At 49.0% G+C, this 18,169-nt stretch carries 18 protein-coding genes; 14 read left to right on the forward strand and 4 right to left on the reverse strand.

Features of this window, described 5'->3' with window-relative positions:
* Positions 1 to 133: 133 nt before the first annotated feature.
* Positions 134 to 1,399 (reverse strand): UDP-N-acetylmuramoyl-tripeptide--D-alanyl-D-alanine ligase, encoded by a 1,266-nt coding sequence (murF, locus tag QZT80_RS11025; RefSeq protein ID WP_295121680.1) that lies wholly within the window; start codon positions 1,397 to 1,399, stop codon positions 134 to 136.
* 112 nt (positions 1,400 to 1,511) lie between these two features.
* On the opposite strand from murF, the gene QZT80_RS11030 reads away from it, so the two are divergent.
* The 5 genes from QZT80_RS11030 (at position 1,512) to apaG (ending at position 4,213) form a co-directional block, all read left to right on the forward strand.
* A complete protein-coding gene (locus QZT80_RS11030) occupies positions 1,512 to 1,886 on the forward strand; it encodes a hypothetical protein (RefSeq protein ID WP_295121682.1) in 375 nt (124 codons plus the stop codon).
* 21 nt (positions 1,887 to 1,907) lie between these two features.
* Positions 1,908 to 2,453, forward strand: coding sequence for a YceI family protein (locus tag QZT80_RS11035; protein WP_295121684.1), 546 nt, complete (start codon positions 1,908 to 1,910; stop codon positions 2,451 to 2,453).
* 24 nt (positions 2,454 to 2,477) lie between these two features.
* The gene (locus QZT80_RS11040; protein WP_295121686.1) at positions 2,478 to 3,419 is read left to right on the forward strand and encodes a DUF5777 family beta-barrel protein; all 942 of its coding nucleotides are present in this window, start codon (positions 2,478 to 2,480) and stop codon (positions 3,417 to 3,419) included.
* Entirely contained in the window at positions 3,416 to 3,742 is a 327-nt protein-coding gene (locus QZT80_RS11045; RefSeq protein ID WP_295121688.1) for a DUF4157 domain-containing protein, read from the forward strand. The genes QZT80_RS11040 and QZT80_RS11045 overlap by 4 nt, the downstream gene beginning before the upstream one ends.
* A gap of 84 nt (positions 3,743 to 3,826) precedes the next feature.
* Positions 3,827 to 4,213: a Co2+/Mg2+ efflux protein ApaG gene (gene apaG / locus QZT80_RS11050; protein WP_244845599.1), complete on the forward strand. Its 387-nt coding sequence runs from the start codon at positions 3,827 to 3,829 to the stop codon at positions 4,211 to 4,213.
* A gap of 128 nt (positions 4,214 to 4,341) precedes the next feature.
* On the opposite strand, the gene QZT80_RS11055 is transcribed toward apaG, so the two are convergent.
* Positions 4,342 to 5,397, reverse strand: coding sequence for a hypothetical protein (locus QZT80_RS11055; RefSeq protein ID WP_295121690.1), 1,056 nt, complete (start codon positions 5,395 to 5,397; stop codon positions 4,342 to 4,344).
* A gap of 41 nt (positions 5,398 to 5,438) precedes the next feature.
* Here QZT80_RS11055 and QZT80_RS11060 point away from each other — a divergent pair, with 41 nt between their 5' ends.
* The 9 genes from QZT80_RS11060 (at position 5,439) to QZT80_RS11100 (ending at position 15,499) form a co-directional block, all read left to right on the forward strand.
* Positions 5,439 to 6,161: a porin family protein gene (locus QZT80_RS11060; RefSeq protein ID WP_295121692.1), complete on the forward strand. Its 723-nt coding sequence runs from the start codon at positions 5,439 to 5,441 to the stop codon at positions 6,159 to 6,161.
* 18 nt (positions 6,162 to 6,179) lie between these two features.
* Positions 6,180 to 7,835 (forward strand): NAD+ synthase, encoded by a 1,656-nt coding sequence (locus QZT80_RS11065; protein ID WP_295121693.1) that lies wholly within the window; start codon positions 6,180 to 6,182, stop codon positions 7,833 to 7,835.
* 62 nt (positions 7,836 to 7,897) lie between these two features.
* Entirely contained in the window at positions 7,898 to 9,169 is a 1,272-nt protein-coding gene (gene serS, locus QZT80_RS11070; RefSeq protein WP_295121695.1) for a serine--tRNA ligase, read from the forward strand.
* Between the two features lie 134 nt (positions 9,170 to 9,303).
* Positions 9,304 to 9,594 (forward strand): hypothetical protein, encoded by a 291-nt coding sequence (locus tag QZT80_RS11075; protein WP_295121697.1) that lies wholly within the window; start codon positions 9,304 to 9,306, stop codon positions 9,592 to 9,594.
* 404 nt (positions 9,595 to 9,998) lie between these two features.
* Positions 9,999 to 10,544 carry a GNAT family protein gene (locus tag QZT80_RS11080; protein WP_295121699.1) on the forward strand — a complete coding sequence of 182 codons (546 nt, stop codon included), beginning with the start codon at positions 9,999 to 10,001 and terminating at the stop codon, positions 10,542 to 10,544.
* 6 nt (positions 10,545 to 10,550) lie between these two features.
* Positions 10,551 to 11,624, forward strand: coding sequence for a M48 family metallopeptidase (locus QZT80_RS11085; protein WP_295121701.1), 1,074 nt, complete (start codon positions 10,551 to 10,553; stop codon positions 11,622 to 11,624).
* A gap of 15 nt (positions 11,625 to 11,639) precedes the next feature.
* Positions 11,640 to 12,728, forward strand: coding sequence for a HesA/MoeB/ThiF family protein (locus QZT80_RS11090; RefSeq protein WP_295121703.1), 1,089 nt, complete (start codon positions 11,640 to 11,642; stop codon positions 12,726 to 12,728).
* Positions 12,729 to 12,825: 97 nt separating this feature from the next.
* Positions 12,826 to 14,271 (forward strand): DUF1800 domain-containing protein, encoded by a 1,446-nt coding sequence (locus QZT80_RS11095; protein ID WP_295121705.1) that lies wholly within the window; start codon positions 12,826 to 12,828, stop codon positions 14,269 to 14,271.
* A gap of 19 nt (positions 14,272 to 14,290) precedes the next feature.
* The gene (locus QZT80_RS11100) at positions 14,291 to 15,499 is read left to right on the forward strand and encodes a DUF1501 domain-containing protein (RefSeq protein WP_295121707.1); all 1,209 of its coding nucleotides are present in this window, start codon (positions 14,291 to 14,293) and stop codon (positions 15,497 to 15,499) included.
* Positions 15,500 to 15,502: 3 nt separating this feature from the next.
* Here the strand turns inward: QZT80_RS11100 and QZT80_RS11105 are convergent, their stop codons facing one another.
* Positions 15,503 to 16,003 (reverse strand): hypothetical protein, encoded by a 501-nt coding sequence (locus QZT80_RS11105; RefSeq protein ID WP_295121709.1) that lies wholly within the window; start codon positions 16,001 to 16,003, stop codon positions 15,503 to 15,505.
* A 90-nt stretch (positions 16,004 to 16,093) separates the two neighbouring features.
* On the reverse strand, positions 16,094 to 18,154 hold the full coding sequence (locus QZT80_RS11110; RefSeq protein ID WP_295121711.1) for an OPT/YSL family transporter: 2,061 nt from the start codon (positions 18,152 to 18,154) through the stop codon (positions 16,094 to 16,096).
* Positions 18,155 to 18,169 lie beyond the last annotated feature (15 nt).

Genomic DNA, 18,169 nt, shown 5'->3' on the forward strand with positions numbered 1-18,169 from the left:
TACTCTAAAGTTGGCATAGGTTATGAAAACCTGTGAGTTTTTTAGCTCGCAGGTTTATTTTTTTATACACTTTATCAGATAAAAAAGCGCCGTGTACTCCCGCACCGGCGCCCTTAAAAGAGGTCTTTACCGCTTATAATACTTTCTCCATCCCCACACTCCTCGATCCTTTAATCAGCAAATGTGTGTGTTCAAATGCCTGCTGCTCCAGCCAATGTTTTGCCTCTTCGGCATTCTTCATGAAGATGTACGGATGTTTAACCTTCGCGAAATCGCCACCTACCAGCACTACCGCTTTCCAGTGGCTGCGTTCCAGCAGATCGATCAACGCCTGGTGTTCCTGCTCACTCTCTGCACCGAGTTCCATCATACCGCCTAACAGCAGTACTTTATCCCCGGCGTCCAGTCCGGCAAAATTTTCTATTGCAGCTTTCATGCTTGATGGGTTGGCGTTGTACGCATCCATGATAACGGTGTTGCTGCCTTGTTTGATGATCTGTGAGCGGTTGTTGGAAGGTACATATGCTTCCAGCGCCAGTTTGATCGTAGTGGACGGAATATCGAAATGGCGGCCGATCGCGTAGGCGGCCAATGCATTTGGTAAATTATAAGCACCTACCAGGTGGGTGCGGATGTGTTCTTCCTCTGTTTTTACTTCCAGCAAAGCGGTGCCAGGCACGGCTTCTCCGTTATAGTCGGCCTTTTCGGTACCATAGGTAACGATATTAGAAATGCCTTTGCTCATATCGGCCAGGTAATCGTATCCATTGAAATAAAACACGGTACCATTGTTGGCGCGCAGGAAATCATACAGTTCTCCTTTTGCCTTTTTTACGCCTTCCACACCGCCAAAACCTTCGAGGTGGGCCTTGCCTATATTGGTGATGAGGCCGTGTGTGGGCAGGGCTACCTTACAATACCCTTCTATTTCCAGCTGGTGATTGGCGCCCATTTCTATGACGGCCATTTCCGTATCCATGGGTATACTGAGGATGGTAAGCGGTACACCTATGTGATTGTTAAGGTTGCCAACAGTAGCCACTGTTTTGTATTTGGCTGACAATACGGTTTTCACCAGTTCTTTGGTGGTGGTTTTGCCGTTGGTGCCGGTAATGCCTATAAAGGGAATGGTAAATTGTTTACGGTGATGCAGGGCCAGTTGTTGCAGGGTTTCCAGCGCATCGCTTACCAGCATCATTTTATCGGGTTGGGTAAAGTACGCTTCTTCGTCTACCACAGCCAGTACGGCACCGGCTTCCAGGGCTGCCGTTGCATAAGTATTACCATTAAAGTTCGGGCCTTTAAGGGCAAAAAAGATATCGCCCGCCTTCAGTTTGCGGGTATCGGTTTGCACAGAAGGGTACTGGCGGTATATATGATACAGTTGCTCGATATTCACTTTACATTAATTTATTTACAAATGTATTATCTTTCACAGGAAAGACAACTCTTTGCAATATAAGCACGTATACAGAAAATTATAAGGATTCAAAAAAGATAAATAAGCTAGTATGATGAAGTACCTATCCGGCATGTTGCTCTTATGGCTGGTGTATAGTGCCTGTACATCGGAACAGGCGCCGAAACCAGAGGACAAGAATTTCGCGTGCGATACCGCAGTAATTACCTCTGCAAGAATTTATACGATCATCCAGCAGAAGTGTACCAACTTTGGTTGTCACCCTGGCGGCGGTTCGCCCGTAGGTGCCAACTTCGGTACCCTGGCCAGTCTTAAGGCTTACATTACGCTAAACGGCGGCACGTTCGCCGAAAGAGTTACCTCCGTTAATGCAGATATGCCGCAGTCACAGGGCTTCCCTGAACTGCCAAGAGCGGTGCGCGACTCCATTGCCTGCTGGATTTCGAAGGGAATGCCTGATCAATGATCCTTTAAACTGTAGCGTGTTATGAAACGATTAATCCTGCTTATGGCGCTGTTGCCCTGCGCGGCAACTGCTTTCGCCCAAGATGTGTATTCTTCCCGAAATATAAACCTGTCGTTCTTTTCCAAAGCGCCGATGGAAGATATAGATGCCAAAACTTCCCAGGGGGTATCGGCTATTAATATCAAAACGGCGGCTGTATATTTTAAAGTGCCTGTTAACACTTTCCAGTTCAGGAAGTCGCTGATGCAGGAACACTTTAACGAGAACTACCTGGAAACGGATAAGTTCCCCTATGCGGAGTTTAAAGGGAGGATCCTGGAACTGCCGGACCTCACCAAGCCCGGTACTTACAATGTTACGGTAGAAGGGACCCTGAACATGCACGGCGTTGTTAAAACCTACCGTGAAAAGGGCACCATTACTGTAAGTCCTGGTAAACTGGCGGTCAACTGTACTTTTAAAGTGCGCATAGCCGATCATAAAATCAAAATCCCCACCCTGGTAATCAGGAACATTGCCGAGGTGGTGGATGTAACGGTGGATGGTACTTACGGCCCCACTAAATAAATTATTCAATACTAAAAATGCCTTATGACCTTCGTACGTTTACTCACCGGTTTGCTGTTGTGTACTACCTGCTGTTTCGCACAGGATGATCTTAGTTCTATGTTTAAAGACTCTGCCCGCCGCAGCGAAAGGGTTACGGGTACCTTTAAATCTACCCGCATTATTAACGGTCAAAGCAACGAAACGCTTGGGAAAAATGAGCTGGACTTCCGTGTGGGCCACCGTTTTGGTGATATGGGCGGCTCTAATGGCGGTTCTAAAACTTTCTTCGGTATGGATAACTCTACCGATATCCGCATTGCCTTTGAATACGGTATTTCAGATAACCTGATGGTGGGCATTAGTCGCTGTAAAGGTTCGGGCAATCTCTCGCAGATGTACGAGGGACTGATCAAATATAAACTGCTGCAGCAAACTACCGACAATCATGTGCCCCTGGCTGTTACGCTGTTCGGTAACGCCGTGGTAAGCGCCATGGAGTCGTCGGACGATGAATCGTCGCCCGGCTACTTCGGGAAGTTCAGCGACCGTATGTCTTATACCGCGCAGGTAGTGTTGGCCCGGCAGTTTGGACGTACCTTTTCGCTGGCGCTTTTGCCTACTTACGTACACCGCAACCGCGTGGGGTACCAGGACATGAACGATATGTTTGCCATGGGTGTGGGCGGCAGGTTAAGGTTTACGAGGCGACTGGCCCTGGTGGTGGACTATTTCGTGCCTTTCCGCGACCAGGAGAGTAAGGACTATGCGGAAACCTTGGATACCAAATACTACAATACCCTGGGTGTTGGTTTGGAGATAGAAACCGGCGGTCACGTGTTTAATGTCAATTTTACCAACTCGACCGCCATCCTTGAAAATCAATTCATTCCGGAAACTACTGCTACCTGGACCAATGGTCAGTTCCGCTGGGGATTCAATATTTCCCGTAGATTTGACCTTGACAGGAAGAAAAGCAAACATTGAAAGTAATTATCTGCACCATAAAAGAAAACGCCTGGGTAGCCAAATTGGCCGCCCGCAACATGCGCTCCCGGAATATGGCCATCGTTTTTGGGTCCACCATTAACCTGTATGGCGTAAGCCGGGAAGAGTTCCTGGCCAATACAGGCTGGGTGCGCCACGAGGTGTGTCATGTGCGTCAATACCGCTACCATGGCTTCGCATGGTTCCTGCTCCAGTATGTTTGGCAGTGGCTGAAGGTGGGGTATTACGAGATCAGCTTTGAAAAGGAGGCCCGCCTGGCCGAAAACGATCCCTCTGTAATGGACGGGGTACGGATCTTGTAAAGAATCGTTAAAAGAGCCCCGGCTGTGTAAATTTTAACATATGCGGGTGATTTTTCCTTATTTTTACGTACAAAGGTTGTTCCTATGGTCAAGAAGGTAACAGAGGGTATTACAATCAGCGTGGAAACGTTTTACCAGCCGGATTACTCCAATCCGATCGGAAGTGAGTTTATGTTTGCTTATCGTATAACGATCGAAAACAACAACACCTTCCCGATCAAATTGCTTCGTCGTCACTGGTACATCATCGATTCTAACGGTACCCACCGCGAGGTGGAAGGAGAAGGCGTAGTAGGCGTACAACCGCTGCTGGCACCTGGGGAAAGTTATCAGTACGTTTCCGGCTCTAACCTCCGTACGGAGATTGGTAAGATGTACGGAAACTATCAGATGGAGAACCAGCTTAACAAAAAGATGTTCGAGGTGAAAATCCCCGAATTTCAGATGGTAGTGCCTTTTAAACTGAATTAAACTTACTGTGCCCACCGCGGCGTATCCCTGCTCACTTATTCATTTATCTGGGCTTGTACTTCGATTTTTCCTTTTCAACATACTGGATAAACAAAAAAGGCATCTCTTACGGGATGCCTTTTCGTTTATTATTTCGGTCTGTACTTCGATTCGTTAAAGATCTGCACCGCGTCTTTGTTTTCCATTAACTGCGCCAGTGTTACTTCGGGGTGTTTCTCCATGTAACGTTGTACAATGCGGCTGCCTACATAAGCGCCTATTTTGCCTGGCGAGCCTGGCGGCATGCCCTGCGTACTCGGCCCTTCGCCCATAAAGTGCATCAACTGTTGCCAGTCGGAGGAGTACAACAGGTTTTGCTGTACAAAGAACTGCCATACCAATTCCTCGTTGGCGTTACACCAGTCGAGCTGGGCCTGTGTATAACCAATGCGCAGCGTATCGCCGGTATCAGGCAGTACTTTGGAAAGGAAGTATTGCTGCCTGCCCGCATCTACCATCTGTTCTATCAGTTTACGGCCTTCTGCCGGACGGGGGAATAAATCCTGTTCTATTACTTTCATCACATTCACTGGTATATACTCCGGCTCAAACGTCCTTACAAGGTAAGATGGTAACTCCTGCGACAACATGGCGTATACCGGGAAGTCTTTGCCCAGGTACATGTCCAGGCCAATGGCCACCGTTGAATCTACCGTAAGCGCACCATAGTTGCCGATGGCAGACATAAAGGTTTTTACTTTGGGGGGATGAAAGGAAGGGATGTAATACTTTGTGTAACGAAAGGCCTGTGCCAACGCTTCTTCTGTTTTATCGAGCGATTTAAAATGCACATTGATACTGTCCTGCAGGCCTTTAAAATCGGGGTTGGTGAGGAAGGCGCGTAGGGCGTGTTGCACCAGCTCCATATCCACCGTAGTATCACCTATTGGCCCGAAGTTGAGGATGTGCTGAAAGTAAAATGGCATAAAGCGCGGATGCTTGTCGGCCAGCAATTTTAAGCCACCTGCTACGTTATTGGTATCGATATTAAAAAAATCCTGGTCGAACCGCTCGGCCTTTACCGTCATTGGGATGTGGCTTACATCGGGTGCTTTAGTGCCACTACCGCAACTGTTAAGCATCACCAAAAGAGTAAAGGACGATATTAACAGGCGCAGGATATTTTTATTGAAGTAACTTTGCATCGCTTTTTAAAACTTTAATGATGGTAAAAATATTGCATAACATGTTATCAGGAAAGCAGAATTATTGGAAATCTTTAATATTTGCCGGTTTGATCATGGGCGCAGGTGTAACAGCAAAGGCGCAGGAAGGATTTTCAAAGAGAATGTCTAAAGAGATTGGCAGAAAGGTACGTTTCGGTTTTAAACTCGATCCGGGGGTGGGCATTCTGAAATCACAGGAAGAGGGCATAGAGCGTAACGGCGCCAAGTTGAACCTTGCTTACGGTATCATGGCCGACTTCTTCCTCGACCGGTCGGAAAACTATGCCATTGGTACAGGTTTTCAGATTACACATACCGGTAGCGTAATGATGTACGATAAAGGCATTGGTCTTAACGAATACAACGATTTTCCTACCGAGTACGATCTGCGTGTACAATACCTGGAAGTACCGGTAACCCTCAAACTCAAATCTGAAACCCAAAGCGACATCGGCATCTGGGGCCAGTTCGGCACTTACTTTGCTGCACCTATAAAAGCACGGGCAAACGTAATAAGCAATAACATCGAACACAAAAAACAGAATGTGCTGCCCGAAATGCACCGTATTAATATGGGCCTGTTGCTGGCCGCAGGTATTGAATACCCGCTTACAGAAACATTGTCAGGTATTGTTGGTTTTGGCTACCAGGGCGGATTTACCGATCTTACCCGCGATAAAAAGTGGAACGATGGTAAATTAAACCTCAACAGCTTCTCCCTCAGATTAGGCCTGTTTTTTTAGTAGCAGTAACTTTATAGTATGAAAATAGTATTAGCGCAGCAGAACTATCACATTGGTAACTTCGAGGACAATACAGCGAAGATCATAACCGCCATCAAAGAAGCGGAAGCTGCCGGGGCCGACCTGGTAGTGTTCTCCGAACTTTGTGTGTGCGGTTATCCGCCCCGCGACTTCCTCGAGTTCCAGGACTTCATCAATAAGAGTTACGCTGCGATAGATACGATTAAACTGCATACCCAAAACATTGCCGTGCTGGTAGGCGCCCCTGCCCGTAACCCACAGCAGGAAGGCAAAGACCTGTTTAACGCCGCCTGGTTCCTGCACGAACAGGAAGTAAAACAGGTGGTACACAAAACACTGCTGCCTACCTACGATATATTTGATGAGTACCGCTACTTCGAACCTTCGTACGAATGGAACGTGGTGCCTTTTAAGGGCAAAAAGCTGGCGGTCACTATTTGTGAAGACATATGGAACCTGGGCGATAACCCGCTGTACCGCGTGTGCCCCATGGATAAACTTATAGAACAACAGCCGGATGTAATGATCAATCTTTCCGCTTCTCCTTTTGATTACGATCACGACGAGAACCGGAAAGAGATCATCCTGGCCAATGTACGCAAGTACAAAATCCCCATGATTTACTGTAACACCGTAGGCTCGCAAACCGAGATCGTATTCGACGGCGGTTCGCTGGTGTACGATGCCGAAGGTAACATCGTGAAAGAACTGCCGTATTTCAAAGAGGCAATGGAAACGGTGGAACTCGAAACCCTGAAAGGTACGGTACAACAGCAGCCGAAGAAAGGCATCACCGGCCTGGAGTTCGGGCACAACATCGACCGTATTTACCAGGCTTTATTGCTGGGCATTAAGGATTACTTTAAGAAGATGGGATTTACCAAAGCGATATTGGGCTCATCTGGCGGTATAGACAGCGCGGTGGTGCTGGCCCTGGCCTGTGAGGCGTTGGGTAAAGACAATGTGCGCGCTATCCTGATGCCATCGCCCTACTCCACCGAACACTCTGTGAGTGATGCCGTGGCCCTGAGTAAAAATCTGGGTAACCCGCACGATGTGATCCGCATCAACAACATCTACGAAAGCTTCCTCGATACACTGGACCCCTATTTCCAGGGGCTTCCGTTTAACGTGGCAGAAGAAAATACACAGTCGCGCATTCGGGGTAACCTGTTGATGGCGCTGAGCAATAAGTTCGGTTACATCCTGCTTAACACCTCCAACAAAAGTGAGCTGAGTACCGGTTATGGTACATTGTATGGTGATATGGCAGGCGGCCTCTCCGTGCTGGGCGACCTCTATAAAATGCAGGTATATGCCCTGGCCCGCTATATTAACCGCGACCGCGAAATAATCCCCCTCAACATCATAGATAAAGCGCCGTCCGCAGAGCTGCGTCCGAACCAGAAGGACAGCGACAGTCTGCCTGATTACGCCATCCTCGACCGCATTTTGTACCAGTACATCGAGCGCCGGCAGGGCCCCCGCGAAATTATCGCGCAGGGTTTTGAGCCAGAGCTGGTGTCGCGTACGCTGAAGCTGGTGAACAATAACGAGTACAAACGTAACCAGTTCTGCCCCATCATCCGCGTGTCGTCCAAGGCATTTGGCGTGGGGCGCAGGGTGCCTATCGTGGGTAAATACCTCGCTTAATCTAAATTCCTTGCGGCTTTAAGGCCTGTAAATTCTATATTTGTCAAAATTTTTTCGACATAATGTTACAGGTACAGTTTATCCGTCAGAACAAAGCATTGGTGCTGGAACGCCTTGCCCTGAAGAATTTCAGGGAGTTGGGCGTTGTAGACGAAGTGTTAGATCTGGACGACAGAAGGAAGAAACTCACACAGGAGTACGATGATACCCAGGCCCGTGTGAAATCCAGTTCCAAGGAAATAGGTAAACTGATGTCGCAGGGCTCGCAGGAAGAAGCGGAAAAGCTGAAAGCCGAAGTAGCCACCCTGAAAGAGCGCCTGGCCCCGATCAACGAAGAGTTGAACGCTACCGAAAAGTTACTGCTGGAAACAATCGTAAAACTCCCCAACCTGCCCGCTGCCATCGTACCTGCCGGTAAAACACCGGAAGATAACGTAGAAGTGCGCCAGGGCGGTGCTAAGCCGGAACTATATGCAGGCGCCGTGCCGCATTGGGACCTGGTGAAGAAATACAACCTCATCGACTTTGAACTCGGTAACAAGATCACCGGCAGCGGTTTTCCTGTTTATACAAATAAAGGCGCCCGCTTACAGCGTGCATTGCAGAACTATTTCCTCGACTTTAACACCGCCGCAGGTTATATTGAGCATCAGCCACCATTGCTGGTAAACGAAGACAGTGCTTTCGGTACCGGCCAGTTGCCTGATAAAGAAGGGCAGATGTACTTTGCCACGGAAGATAAGTATTACCTGATCCCCACCTCCGAAGTGCCGCTGACCAACATCTACCGCGACGATATCGTAAAAGAGTCCGACCTGCCAATCAAACTTACTGGTTATACACCTTGTTTCCGCAGGGAAGCAGGTTCTTACGGTAAAGATGTGCGTGGTCTCAACCGCCTGCACCAGTTCGATAAAGTGGAGATCGTACAACTGGTACATCCCGATAAATCGTTCGAGATACTGGATGAAATGGTAGCACACGTGGAAAAGCTGGTCGCATCGCTCGGCCTGCACTACCGTATTTTACGCCTTTGTGGCGGCGATATGGGTTTTGCATCTGCTATTACCTACGACTTCGAAGTTTACAGCGCTGCCCAGCAAAAATGGCTGGAAGTAAGCTCTGTATCTAACTTTGAAAGCTACCAGACAAACAGGATGAAGATCCGTTACAAGGATGGCAATGGTAAAACGCAACTGGTACACTCGCTCAACGGCAGTTCCCTGGCCTTCCCGCGTATACTGGCCTGTATCCTGGAAAACAACCAGACCGCCGAGGGTATTAACCTGCCGGAGGTATTGCACAGTTATGCCGGTTTCGACAAAATAGCATAAACATATTTTAATACGAATTAAGCCCGCCGTTAAGCAACCGGCGGGCTTTTTGTACGTATATGTCTAAACATGTTGTTTTTTGGTCTGGTGTAAATCAATTACTTTGTCAATGGCTTTAACTAAATACTCTATTTATGAAAAGATTAGGTCAAATCGCCTTCGCCATGCTGCTGTTAAGTGCCTGCGCCCGTAATAAAACCAATACAGGCGAAAGTCCCGAAGTAGCATTCGCAAGGTACCCGGCATCTGAAGGAAAAACTTTATTCCAGGAAAAGTGCAATCGCTGTCATGTGTACAGGCTGCCCGAAACCCATAGCACAAGCTCCTGGGTGCCTATCATGAACAGGATGGCGCGTAAAGCAAGGCTGAACGACGATCAGAAAGCCGCCGTACTGGCTTTTGTACAGTCGAACGCTAAAAAGTAGTTTGCTGCCCGTAAAATGTTAAACGCAGAGCAGTTGTGCGAACAACTGCTCTTTTTTAATGCCCCACAGCCCGGTGCCGTTGAAGGGTGTGACACAACGGTGGTTGAGCAGGGAGGGGTAGTTGGTTAAATAATAATGGGACAAACTTTAGTAACATCCTTCAGCCGCCGTTGTGTCACTCCCTTCAGCGGTTGAAACTACACTGAGCCTGTCTCAATCTGGCAGGGTATACACTGCTCCTTTTTCAGGCTGTCGCAATCACACCCGCAGGCCTGAAACACGTTTAACCGTCCGCTCACCCTCCGCTTCACCATACTCTCTCCCTGCTTTCTATACACCTCCCGGCAATGTATATACCGCATTTGTTGCTCACTTTCTCAACCTGCTCCTTATATTTGGGATGTATGGACCACTTTTTACCAAATGGAAGTACCCTCGTTATCCGCCGTCCCAGGGTGGAGGATGCCGCTGCTTTGCTGGAATGTTTCCGGCAGCTTACCATGGAAACGGACTTCCTGCTGTACTCGCAGGCAGAGGCTATGAGGTTCAGCATCCGCGATGAGGAGGACTTTATACGGCAATACCTGCTGCAACCCCGGCACCTGCTGTTACTGGCCGAAGTGGAGGGGCAAATAACGGGCTCTATCGCTATTAACCAGAGCAGGTTCGAGAAACAGTCGCACCTGGGGGAACTGGGCATCGCCATACTGCGATCGCACTGGAACCTGGGGATCGGGCGCAGGCTAATGACGGCGGCCATCCGCTGGGCAATAGAACACCCCAGCATGGAGATCATTCATTTTGGGGTATTAGCCAATAACGAAAAGGCGATACAGTTGTACCGCAACTTCGGCTTCCTCGAATGTGGCCGCCTGCCACAGGCAGCAAAAACTATAGACGGTAGTTATGTAGACCTCATTACCATGGCTAAACGAATTAAAAACCCATAACCTGTTATGTATACCTACCAGGGAAAATACCATTATGAGAGCTCGGCCGAAGTACAAACGGCCACGGTATCGTTCGCCAATAACAAACTGCAGATAGGCCTCAAAGACGAACACGGTAACCCACGGAACGTATTGTGGTTCTGGGAAAAAATCGTGATCGAAAAAATAAATGGGAGCGAATGTTTCCTGGGGTACGATGGGTATCCGCGGCAAACACTTATTGTGCTATCGTCAGAGTTTGCGGAAGAACTGGAGAAGCGCCGAAAGGTGTTTGGAAAACCAACCAGCAATAACCGCGCGGTGAATGCTATTTTGGTAATATCTGGTGTGATGCTGGTGCTGGGACTGGCCCTTTATTTGTGGCTCATTCCTTACCTGGCGGGTAAAGCGGCCGAAGCCATACCTGTATCATATGAGCAGGAGCTGGGCGACAAACTATACCGCTCGCTGATCGCCGAATATAAGGTAGAGCCGGAAAAAACGAAGCTGGCCAACGAGTTCTTTAAACAAATGAAAGTGCCCACCGCTTACGATATCCGCATTACGGTTGTAAAGGACGATCAGTTGAACGCCTTTGCCATGCCGGGCGGTAATATTGTGGTGTACGATAAGCTGATACGCGAAATGAAAGGCCCGGAAGAATTGGCCGCGCTGCTGGCGCACGAGTTTTCGCATGTACAGTTGCGGCATACCACCAAAACCATGTTCCGCAGCATGGGGACTTACGTAATGTTATCGCTCGTATTTGGCGACCTGACCGGTGTTGGTGGCGTGATGCTGGAAAATGCCCACAGCCTTAAAAACCTGCAGTACTCCCGCAGTCTTGAGAAAGAGGCTGACCTCAATGGGCTGGAACTGCTGCAGGCCAGGCATATTAACGGCAATGGCTACGTGAATTTATTTAACACGCTCAAAAAAGAAAATGGTCTTGCCCCGTCCGAATGGATGAGCAGCCATCCCGATCTCGACAACAGGATTAATTATATAAAGTCAAACGAACACTACCAGCCCGGCGCCACTACAGACACGACGTTAACCCGCCTGTTTGCAGCTTTGCAGTCCGATGAAAAGACATGGTAGTTTAAACGCAGAAAGATGCAACGATACGACAGGCAAACCAGGTTGAAGGACTTTGGTCCGCAGAAGCAGGCGCTTTTACAAAACGCGGCTGTATTGGTAATTGGGGCGGGTGGATTGGGAATGCCCGTTTTACAATACCTCACTGCCATGGGCGTGGGCAGAATAGGGATCGTGGAACACGACAATGTTTCTATCACCAACCTGCAACGCCAGGTAATGTATGATACCGCAGATGAGGGCAAGTCCAAACTGGGCGTAGTGACTAAAAAACTGCAGGCCCTTAATCCGGAGGTGAAGTTTGACGCCTGGGATACCTTTATACTCCCGCATAATGCGCTGGAAATCATTGGGCAGTACGATGTGGTGGCCGACTGTTCCGACAACTTCGGTACCCGTTACCTGGTAAACGATGCCTGTGTGATTACAGGCAAACCGCTGATTTACGGCGCTATTTACCAGTACGAGGGCCAGGTGAGCGTATTTAATTACAATGGCAGTGCCACTTACCGCTGCCTGTTTCCCGAGCCGCCTGCGGAGGGCGAGCGGATGGATTGTAATGAACTCGGCGTGTTGGGCATATTGCCCGGTATAGTGGGTAGTTATATGACCAATGAAGTGGTGAAAGTGGTGTGCGGTATCGGTTTGCCGCTTACGAACCTGTTGCTTACCATCCATATATTACAGAACGACCACCAGGTATTCCATTTCGGCCCGGTATCCGGCAATCACCAGATAAAGGCGTTGCAGGAAAGTTATGACCAGGGAGCATGTGAAGTCCCTGCAGGCTTACAATTACTGGAAGTGAAAGAGCTGGCGCAGTGGCGCGGTGGTGGTCGCACCTTCCAGTTGCTGGATGTGCGGGAGCAGGATGAGTGGGAGGTATGCCACATCGAGGGCGCCCTGCACATCCCGATGAACAGCGTAATGCGGTATGCAGACAGGTTGCCGAAAGACCAGCCCATCGCTGTGCTTTGCCATCATGGCATGCGCAGCCGGGCAGTAGCGCAACAGCTGTTACAGGCAGGTTTCCGTACAGTGTATAACGTTACTGGCGGTATACATGCCTGGGCCATGGAGGTAGATCCGGAAATGGCTGTTTACTAGCGCGTTTTGTTGGAATGGAATTTGGGCAATGATTTGTTAACATAGGCACTTTAAACTTAGTGGATATATTACAGTCATACTCTAAATCCTTTGCAATATGGCCCTGGTTCCCGAGAAAATACAGATGCAGCACCTGGCATGGCGTGCCGGTTTCGGCGAAAACCTGCCCGTTATAGAAGGTTGGGGTAAGCGTAAACGGAAGGAAACCGTTAAGCGCGTGCTGGCCGGGCAGGATAAAGAGATGGAGGAGCTGCGCGTGATCAACGAAACCGATCTGCCCGACTACAAGCGCCTCAAAGATATGAACGAGGAGCAGCGCCGCGCCATCCAGAAACTCAATACTGATGGTATTAAAGACCTGAACGTATCGTGGATGAACGCGATGATCAAAACCAGTCACCCACTTAGGGAAAAGATGGCGCTGTTCTGGCATGGCCACTTCGCCTGCCGCACCCAAAACGTATTATACAACCAGCAACTGCTCGAAGTAATTCGTACCAATGCCCTCGGCAATTTCGGGGAGTTACTCACCGGGGTATCTAAAAGTCCCGCCATGCTGGGCTTCCTCAATAATCAGCAGAACCGCAAACAACGCCCTAACGAGAACTTTGCCCGCGAGGTAATGGAACTGTTTACAATGGGACGCGGTAACTACACCGAAAAAGATGTGAAAGAAGCTGCCCGCGCCTTTACGGGCTGGAGCTTCGACGAAGTGGGCCAGTTCCAGTTCCGCCAGCGTGTACACGACGATGGAGAGAAAACGATACTGGGTAAAACAGGCAACTTCACCGGCGAAGATGTAATCCAGCTTCTGCTGGAACAAAAGCAAACAGCGAAATACATCACCACAAAAATATACCGCTACTTCGTAAACGAAACGCCGGACGAGGCACGTATTAACGAACTGGCCGAAAAGTTTCACCAGAGCAACTACGATATTAAATCGCTGATGCAGGAGATATATGTGAACGACTGGTTTTACGAGGAGAAGAACGTGGGCGCTATTATCAAATCGCCGGTAGAATTACTGGTGGGCCTTCGCCGCGCTATTCCCATGCAGTTTGAACAGGAAGAAACCATGTTGCTGTTCCAGCGGGTATTGGGACAAACACTGTTTTATCCACCCAACGTGGCCGGCTGGCCCGGTGGCCGCAACTGGATCGACAGCTCGAGCCTGATGTTTCGCATGCGTGTACCACAGGTGGTATTATACTCACAGGAGTTCAACATCCGCCCAAAAGAAATAACACCCGAAATGGGAGAGGGGAAGAATTACAAGATGACCCTTGAGATCAATGAATTCCTGAAACGGCAGTACGCCAAAAAAGTAAACGCGCAAATAGACTGGAAGCCTTATGTAGACGGTTACAGCAAAGTGCCGCGTGAAGAACTGGCAGATGCCATTGCAGGCACGCTGCTGCTGAAGAACAAAAGCCTGGACAAAGGTTTCCTGGATAAGTATGCAGACAGCAGCACCCGCGAAAACTATATTAAAACCGTGACCATTGATGTAATGAGCACGCCCGAATACCAGCTGTGTTAATCAATTAAATTTCCGTCTTATGTTAATCGTAAACAGGCGTCGTTTTTTACAGGTAGGATCGCTGGCTTCGGCATCGCTGATGTTGCCCAAATTCCTGAAAGCTTTTGAACAGGGCCATTTAGTGCCTCCCGGTAATAAAGTGCTGGTCGTCATCCAGTTGTCTGGTGGCAACGATGGTCTTAACACTATAATACCTTACCGTAACGATATTTATTACCGCAACAGGCCTGCGTTAGGGATTAAAAGAGAAACAGCGCTGGGTCTCAACGACGATCTCGGTATCCATCCTTCGCTCAAAACGTTTAAAGCTTTATACGATGAGGGTAACCTCTCGGTGCTGAACAACGTGGGTTATCCCAATCCCGACCGTTCGCACTTCCGATCTATGGACATCTGGCACAGTGCCAGCGATAGCCGCGATTACTGGAACTCCGGCTGGATAGGCCGTTACCTCGACGCACAGTGTAAAGGTTGCGATAAACCCACACAGGCGCTGGAGATTGATGATACTTTAAGCCTGGCATTAAAAGGAAATAATGTAAAAGGCCTGGCCCTTACAGATCCTGCCCGGTTGTTCGGCACCAGCAACGAGAAGTACTTTAAGTCGCTGCTCCAAAACCAGCAACAGCATGGGCATAACGAACACGATAATGCCGATTACCTGTATAAAACAATGGCCGAAACTATTTCATCGGCCTCGTACATCCAGCAACAGTATAAAACGTACAAGTCCAAACAGCAATACCCCAATTCGGCCCTCGGCAAAAACCTGAAGACCATTTCCGAACTGATCATGACCGATATCAATACCAGCGTGTATTATGTATCACACGGGAGTTTCGATACCCATGTAGGCCAGGATGGGCAGCAGAAAAGGCTGTTCGGGCAACTGGACGAAGCCGTGAAAGTGTTTACGGAAGACCTGAAGAAGAACAACCGTTTCCAGGATGTGGTAGTAATGACCTTTTCAGAGTTTGGCAGAAGGGTGGCACAGAATGCAAGTGGCGGAACAGACCATGGTACGGCTAACAATATGTTCCTGATAGGCGGTGGGTTAAAAGAAAAGGGCATTCTTAACGAAGGCCCCGATCTGAATAATCTGCAGGATGGCGACCTCAAATATAAGGTAGACTTTAAGAGCGTATATGCCACCCTGTTGGGTAACTGGCTTAAAGCCGATGATGCCGCTATCCTGCAGCACAAATATGATAAACTGAGTTTTGTATAAGATCTAGTAAGAAGTATAAACGATACGGAAGGCGCCCTTAGTCAATGTTCTGGGGGTGCCCAATCCATCTATCATAGTACCGGAGAAACTACCCTCTATTACAGAATCCCGCTTGGCCCTCACTTCAAACACCATATCGCCGGTTTGATCGTCCGCTACCATGTCCAGGCCTTCGAAAGGCAGGGTAAGGTTAAAGCTGTTGCCGGCTTTTGCGCTGCTGTATATACCTGTTTTGAGTTCTGCTTCCTCGCTTTTTAACGACAATACTGCCATGGTGCCAACCGTGTGGTTGAGGCTTGTAGCGTGCAGGGCCGAAAAGTTATATTGCGGATCGGGGCTGGTAGGTAAAAACAGCGTACCCGACGATAACTCGGTGGTATATGGAATGCCATCCAGCTGAAAAGAAATGAACTTACGCGTAGGCGGTTCAGTACTTTCTTTTGAACAGGCAAATAAGAAGAGGGTTACCAGCAATACTCCCAGTGGCATAATTCTGCGTCGCATAGGTATATGAAAATTTTATCAAATGTACTATTTATCTCTGACAATATACGTCAGCGGGCAGGCTTTTATTGCCCTGCCCGCTGGTAAAATTTATATGTCCAGCTTTTTAGGTTGTTTTTTGGCGATGCGGTAAAGCACCCATCCCATGAAGCCGAATGCCAGGGCTGCAAGCAGTTGATAACCACCATTGCCGAGGTAAGCTTCCAGTGATTTTTCCATGTTTACATTGGTCAGGAAGTCGGCTGCACCGCTGTTTACAGACAATACCGCCACGATCACACCGGCAATGGCGCCGCCGGCCACCAGTCCGGTCGCAAAAAGGCTGCCGCCGCCCAGTTCTTCCTCTTCCGGCGTTAACACGATGCCCGACTTCTTGCGTCTCCAGTCTATCAGTCCGCGGATAGCGCCGCCAACAAATATGGGCAGTGTAGTAGCCAGGGGCAGGTACGCTCCCACGGCAAACGACAGGGAACTGATACCACAAAGCTCCATGGTAATGGCGATGAAGGCGCCCACGATCACGAATTGCCAGTCGAGGTTAAAGGATAGGATACCTTTAATCAGCGTGGCCATCAAAGTAGCTTGCGGTGCAGAATAGGTAGTAGAACCAATAGCGTGTTTAATGCCTTTGGATGCCATTTCCGCCGTAGGTGTATCGAGAATGTGTACCGTCCAGCCAATTACGATAGCCGAAACGATAGCACCTATAAACAGCGTAATTTGCTGATAGCGGGGCGTAGCACCAACCAGGTACCCGGTTTTAAGGTCCTGTGAGGTAGTGCCGGCATTGGCAGCGGCGATACAGATGATGCCTCCCACCACAAGGGCCATCGGTTCATATACTTTACCGGTCCAGCCCACAGCAATGAATATCAGGCAGGTGCCCATAATAGTGGCGATGGTCATGCCTGATATCGGGTTGTTCGTGGTGCCGATAATCCCTACGATACGGCTGCTTACCGTTACGAAGAAGGCACCGAAGATCACTACCAGTATGCCGATCAGTAACCGTTGCCATATAGTGTCGCCAGGCAATTGTGTAAGCAGCGACATTACCAGCACCAGGCCGATCGTACCAAAGATCACCACTTTCATAGACAGGTCTTTCTCGGTACGCAGTACTGCTTTTTCTTCTTCCCCTTTTATAGAACCGAGGCTGCCTTTAAATGATTTGATAATGGTAGGGATAGTTTTGATCAGCGTGATCAATCCACCGGCAGCTACAGCACCTGCGCCAATCTGTTTCACATAGGCCTGGTATACTGCGTTGGAAAGATTGGAGAAAGTATGGGTGGCAGGGTCCCATCCGAAGTTATCGTTTACCGTAGTAAGATCGGCCAGTTGCCCGAGCTTAACCAGTTGTAAGGCGATTTGATCATGCGGCACCAGGGAGGCCAGCAGGGGAATAAGTCCCAGCCAGGAAAGTACGCCGCCGGCAACCAACACGCCGCAAATACGCGGGCCAATAATGTAACCAACCCCCAGGTACTCAGGAGTAATTTCGCCACTGATTCGGGCAGCCGGGAAATACTTGTTCGCTTTGTCGGTGACGAAAGTAGGTACCTCGGCAATTACATGTAATACCTTTTGCAACAGCGCGTACACTACAGCGAAGCCAAGACCGAGGAAGGCCGTCTTGGCGAAATTGCCGCCTCGTTCACCAGCCTTGAGTACGGCCGCGCAGGCCGTGCCTTCGGGATAAGGAAGCGTATGATGTTCTTTTACGATCAGCGATTTACGAAGGGGGATCATCAGCAAAGTGCCGAGTAGTCCGCCCAGTATAGCCAGGATGAGAATTGTCCAGTAGTTGAAAAAGGATGCGCCGTCATTCACGCCCGCCTCGTTGAGCGACAGGAACAGGAAGCCCGGAAGCGTAAATGCTACGCCGGAGGCAATAGACTCACCAGCGGAACCGGTCGTTTGAATGATGTTGTTTTCGAGAATGGTGGTTTTAAAGAATTTGCGCCCTAAGGTAATGGCCACTACGGCTATAGGGATAGATGCCGATACGGTGAGGCCGGCCTTTAAAGCCAGGTATACGTTGGCGGCACCGAAGATAATCCCGAAAATACAACCCAGCAGGATGGATTTAAGGGTGAATTCCTTCATTTGTGTTTCGGGGGAAACGAAGGGTTTGAAGTTGTTGCTCATAAGGAGGTTTATCTA

The organism is uncultured Chitinophaga sp., from assembly GCF_902168175.1.
Lineage (GTDB): Bacteria > Bacteroidota > Bacteroidia > Chitinophagales > Chitinophagaceae > Chitinophaga.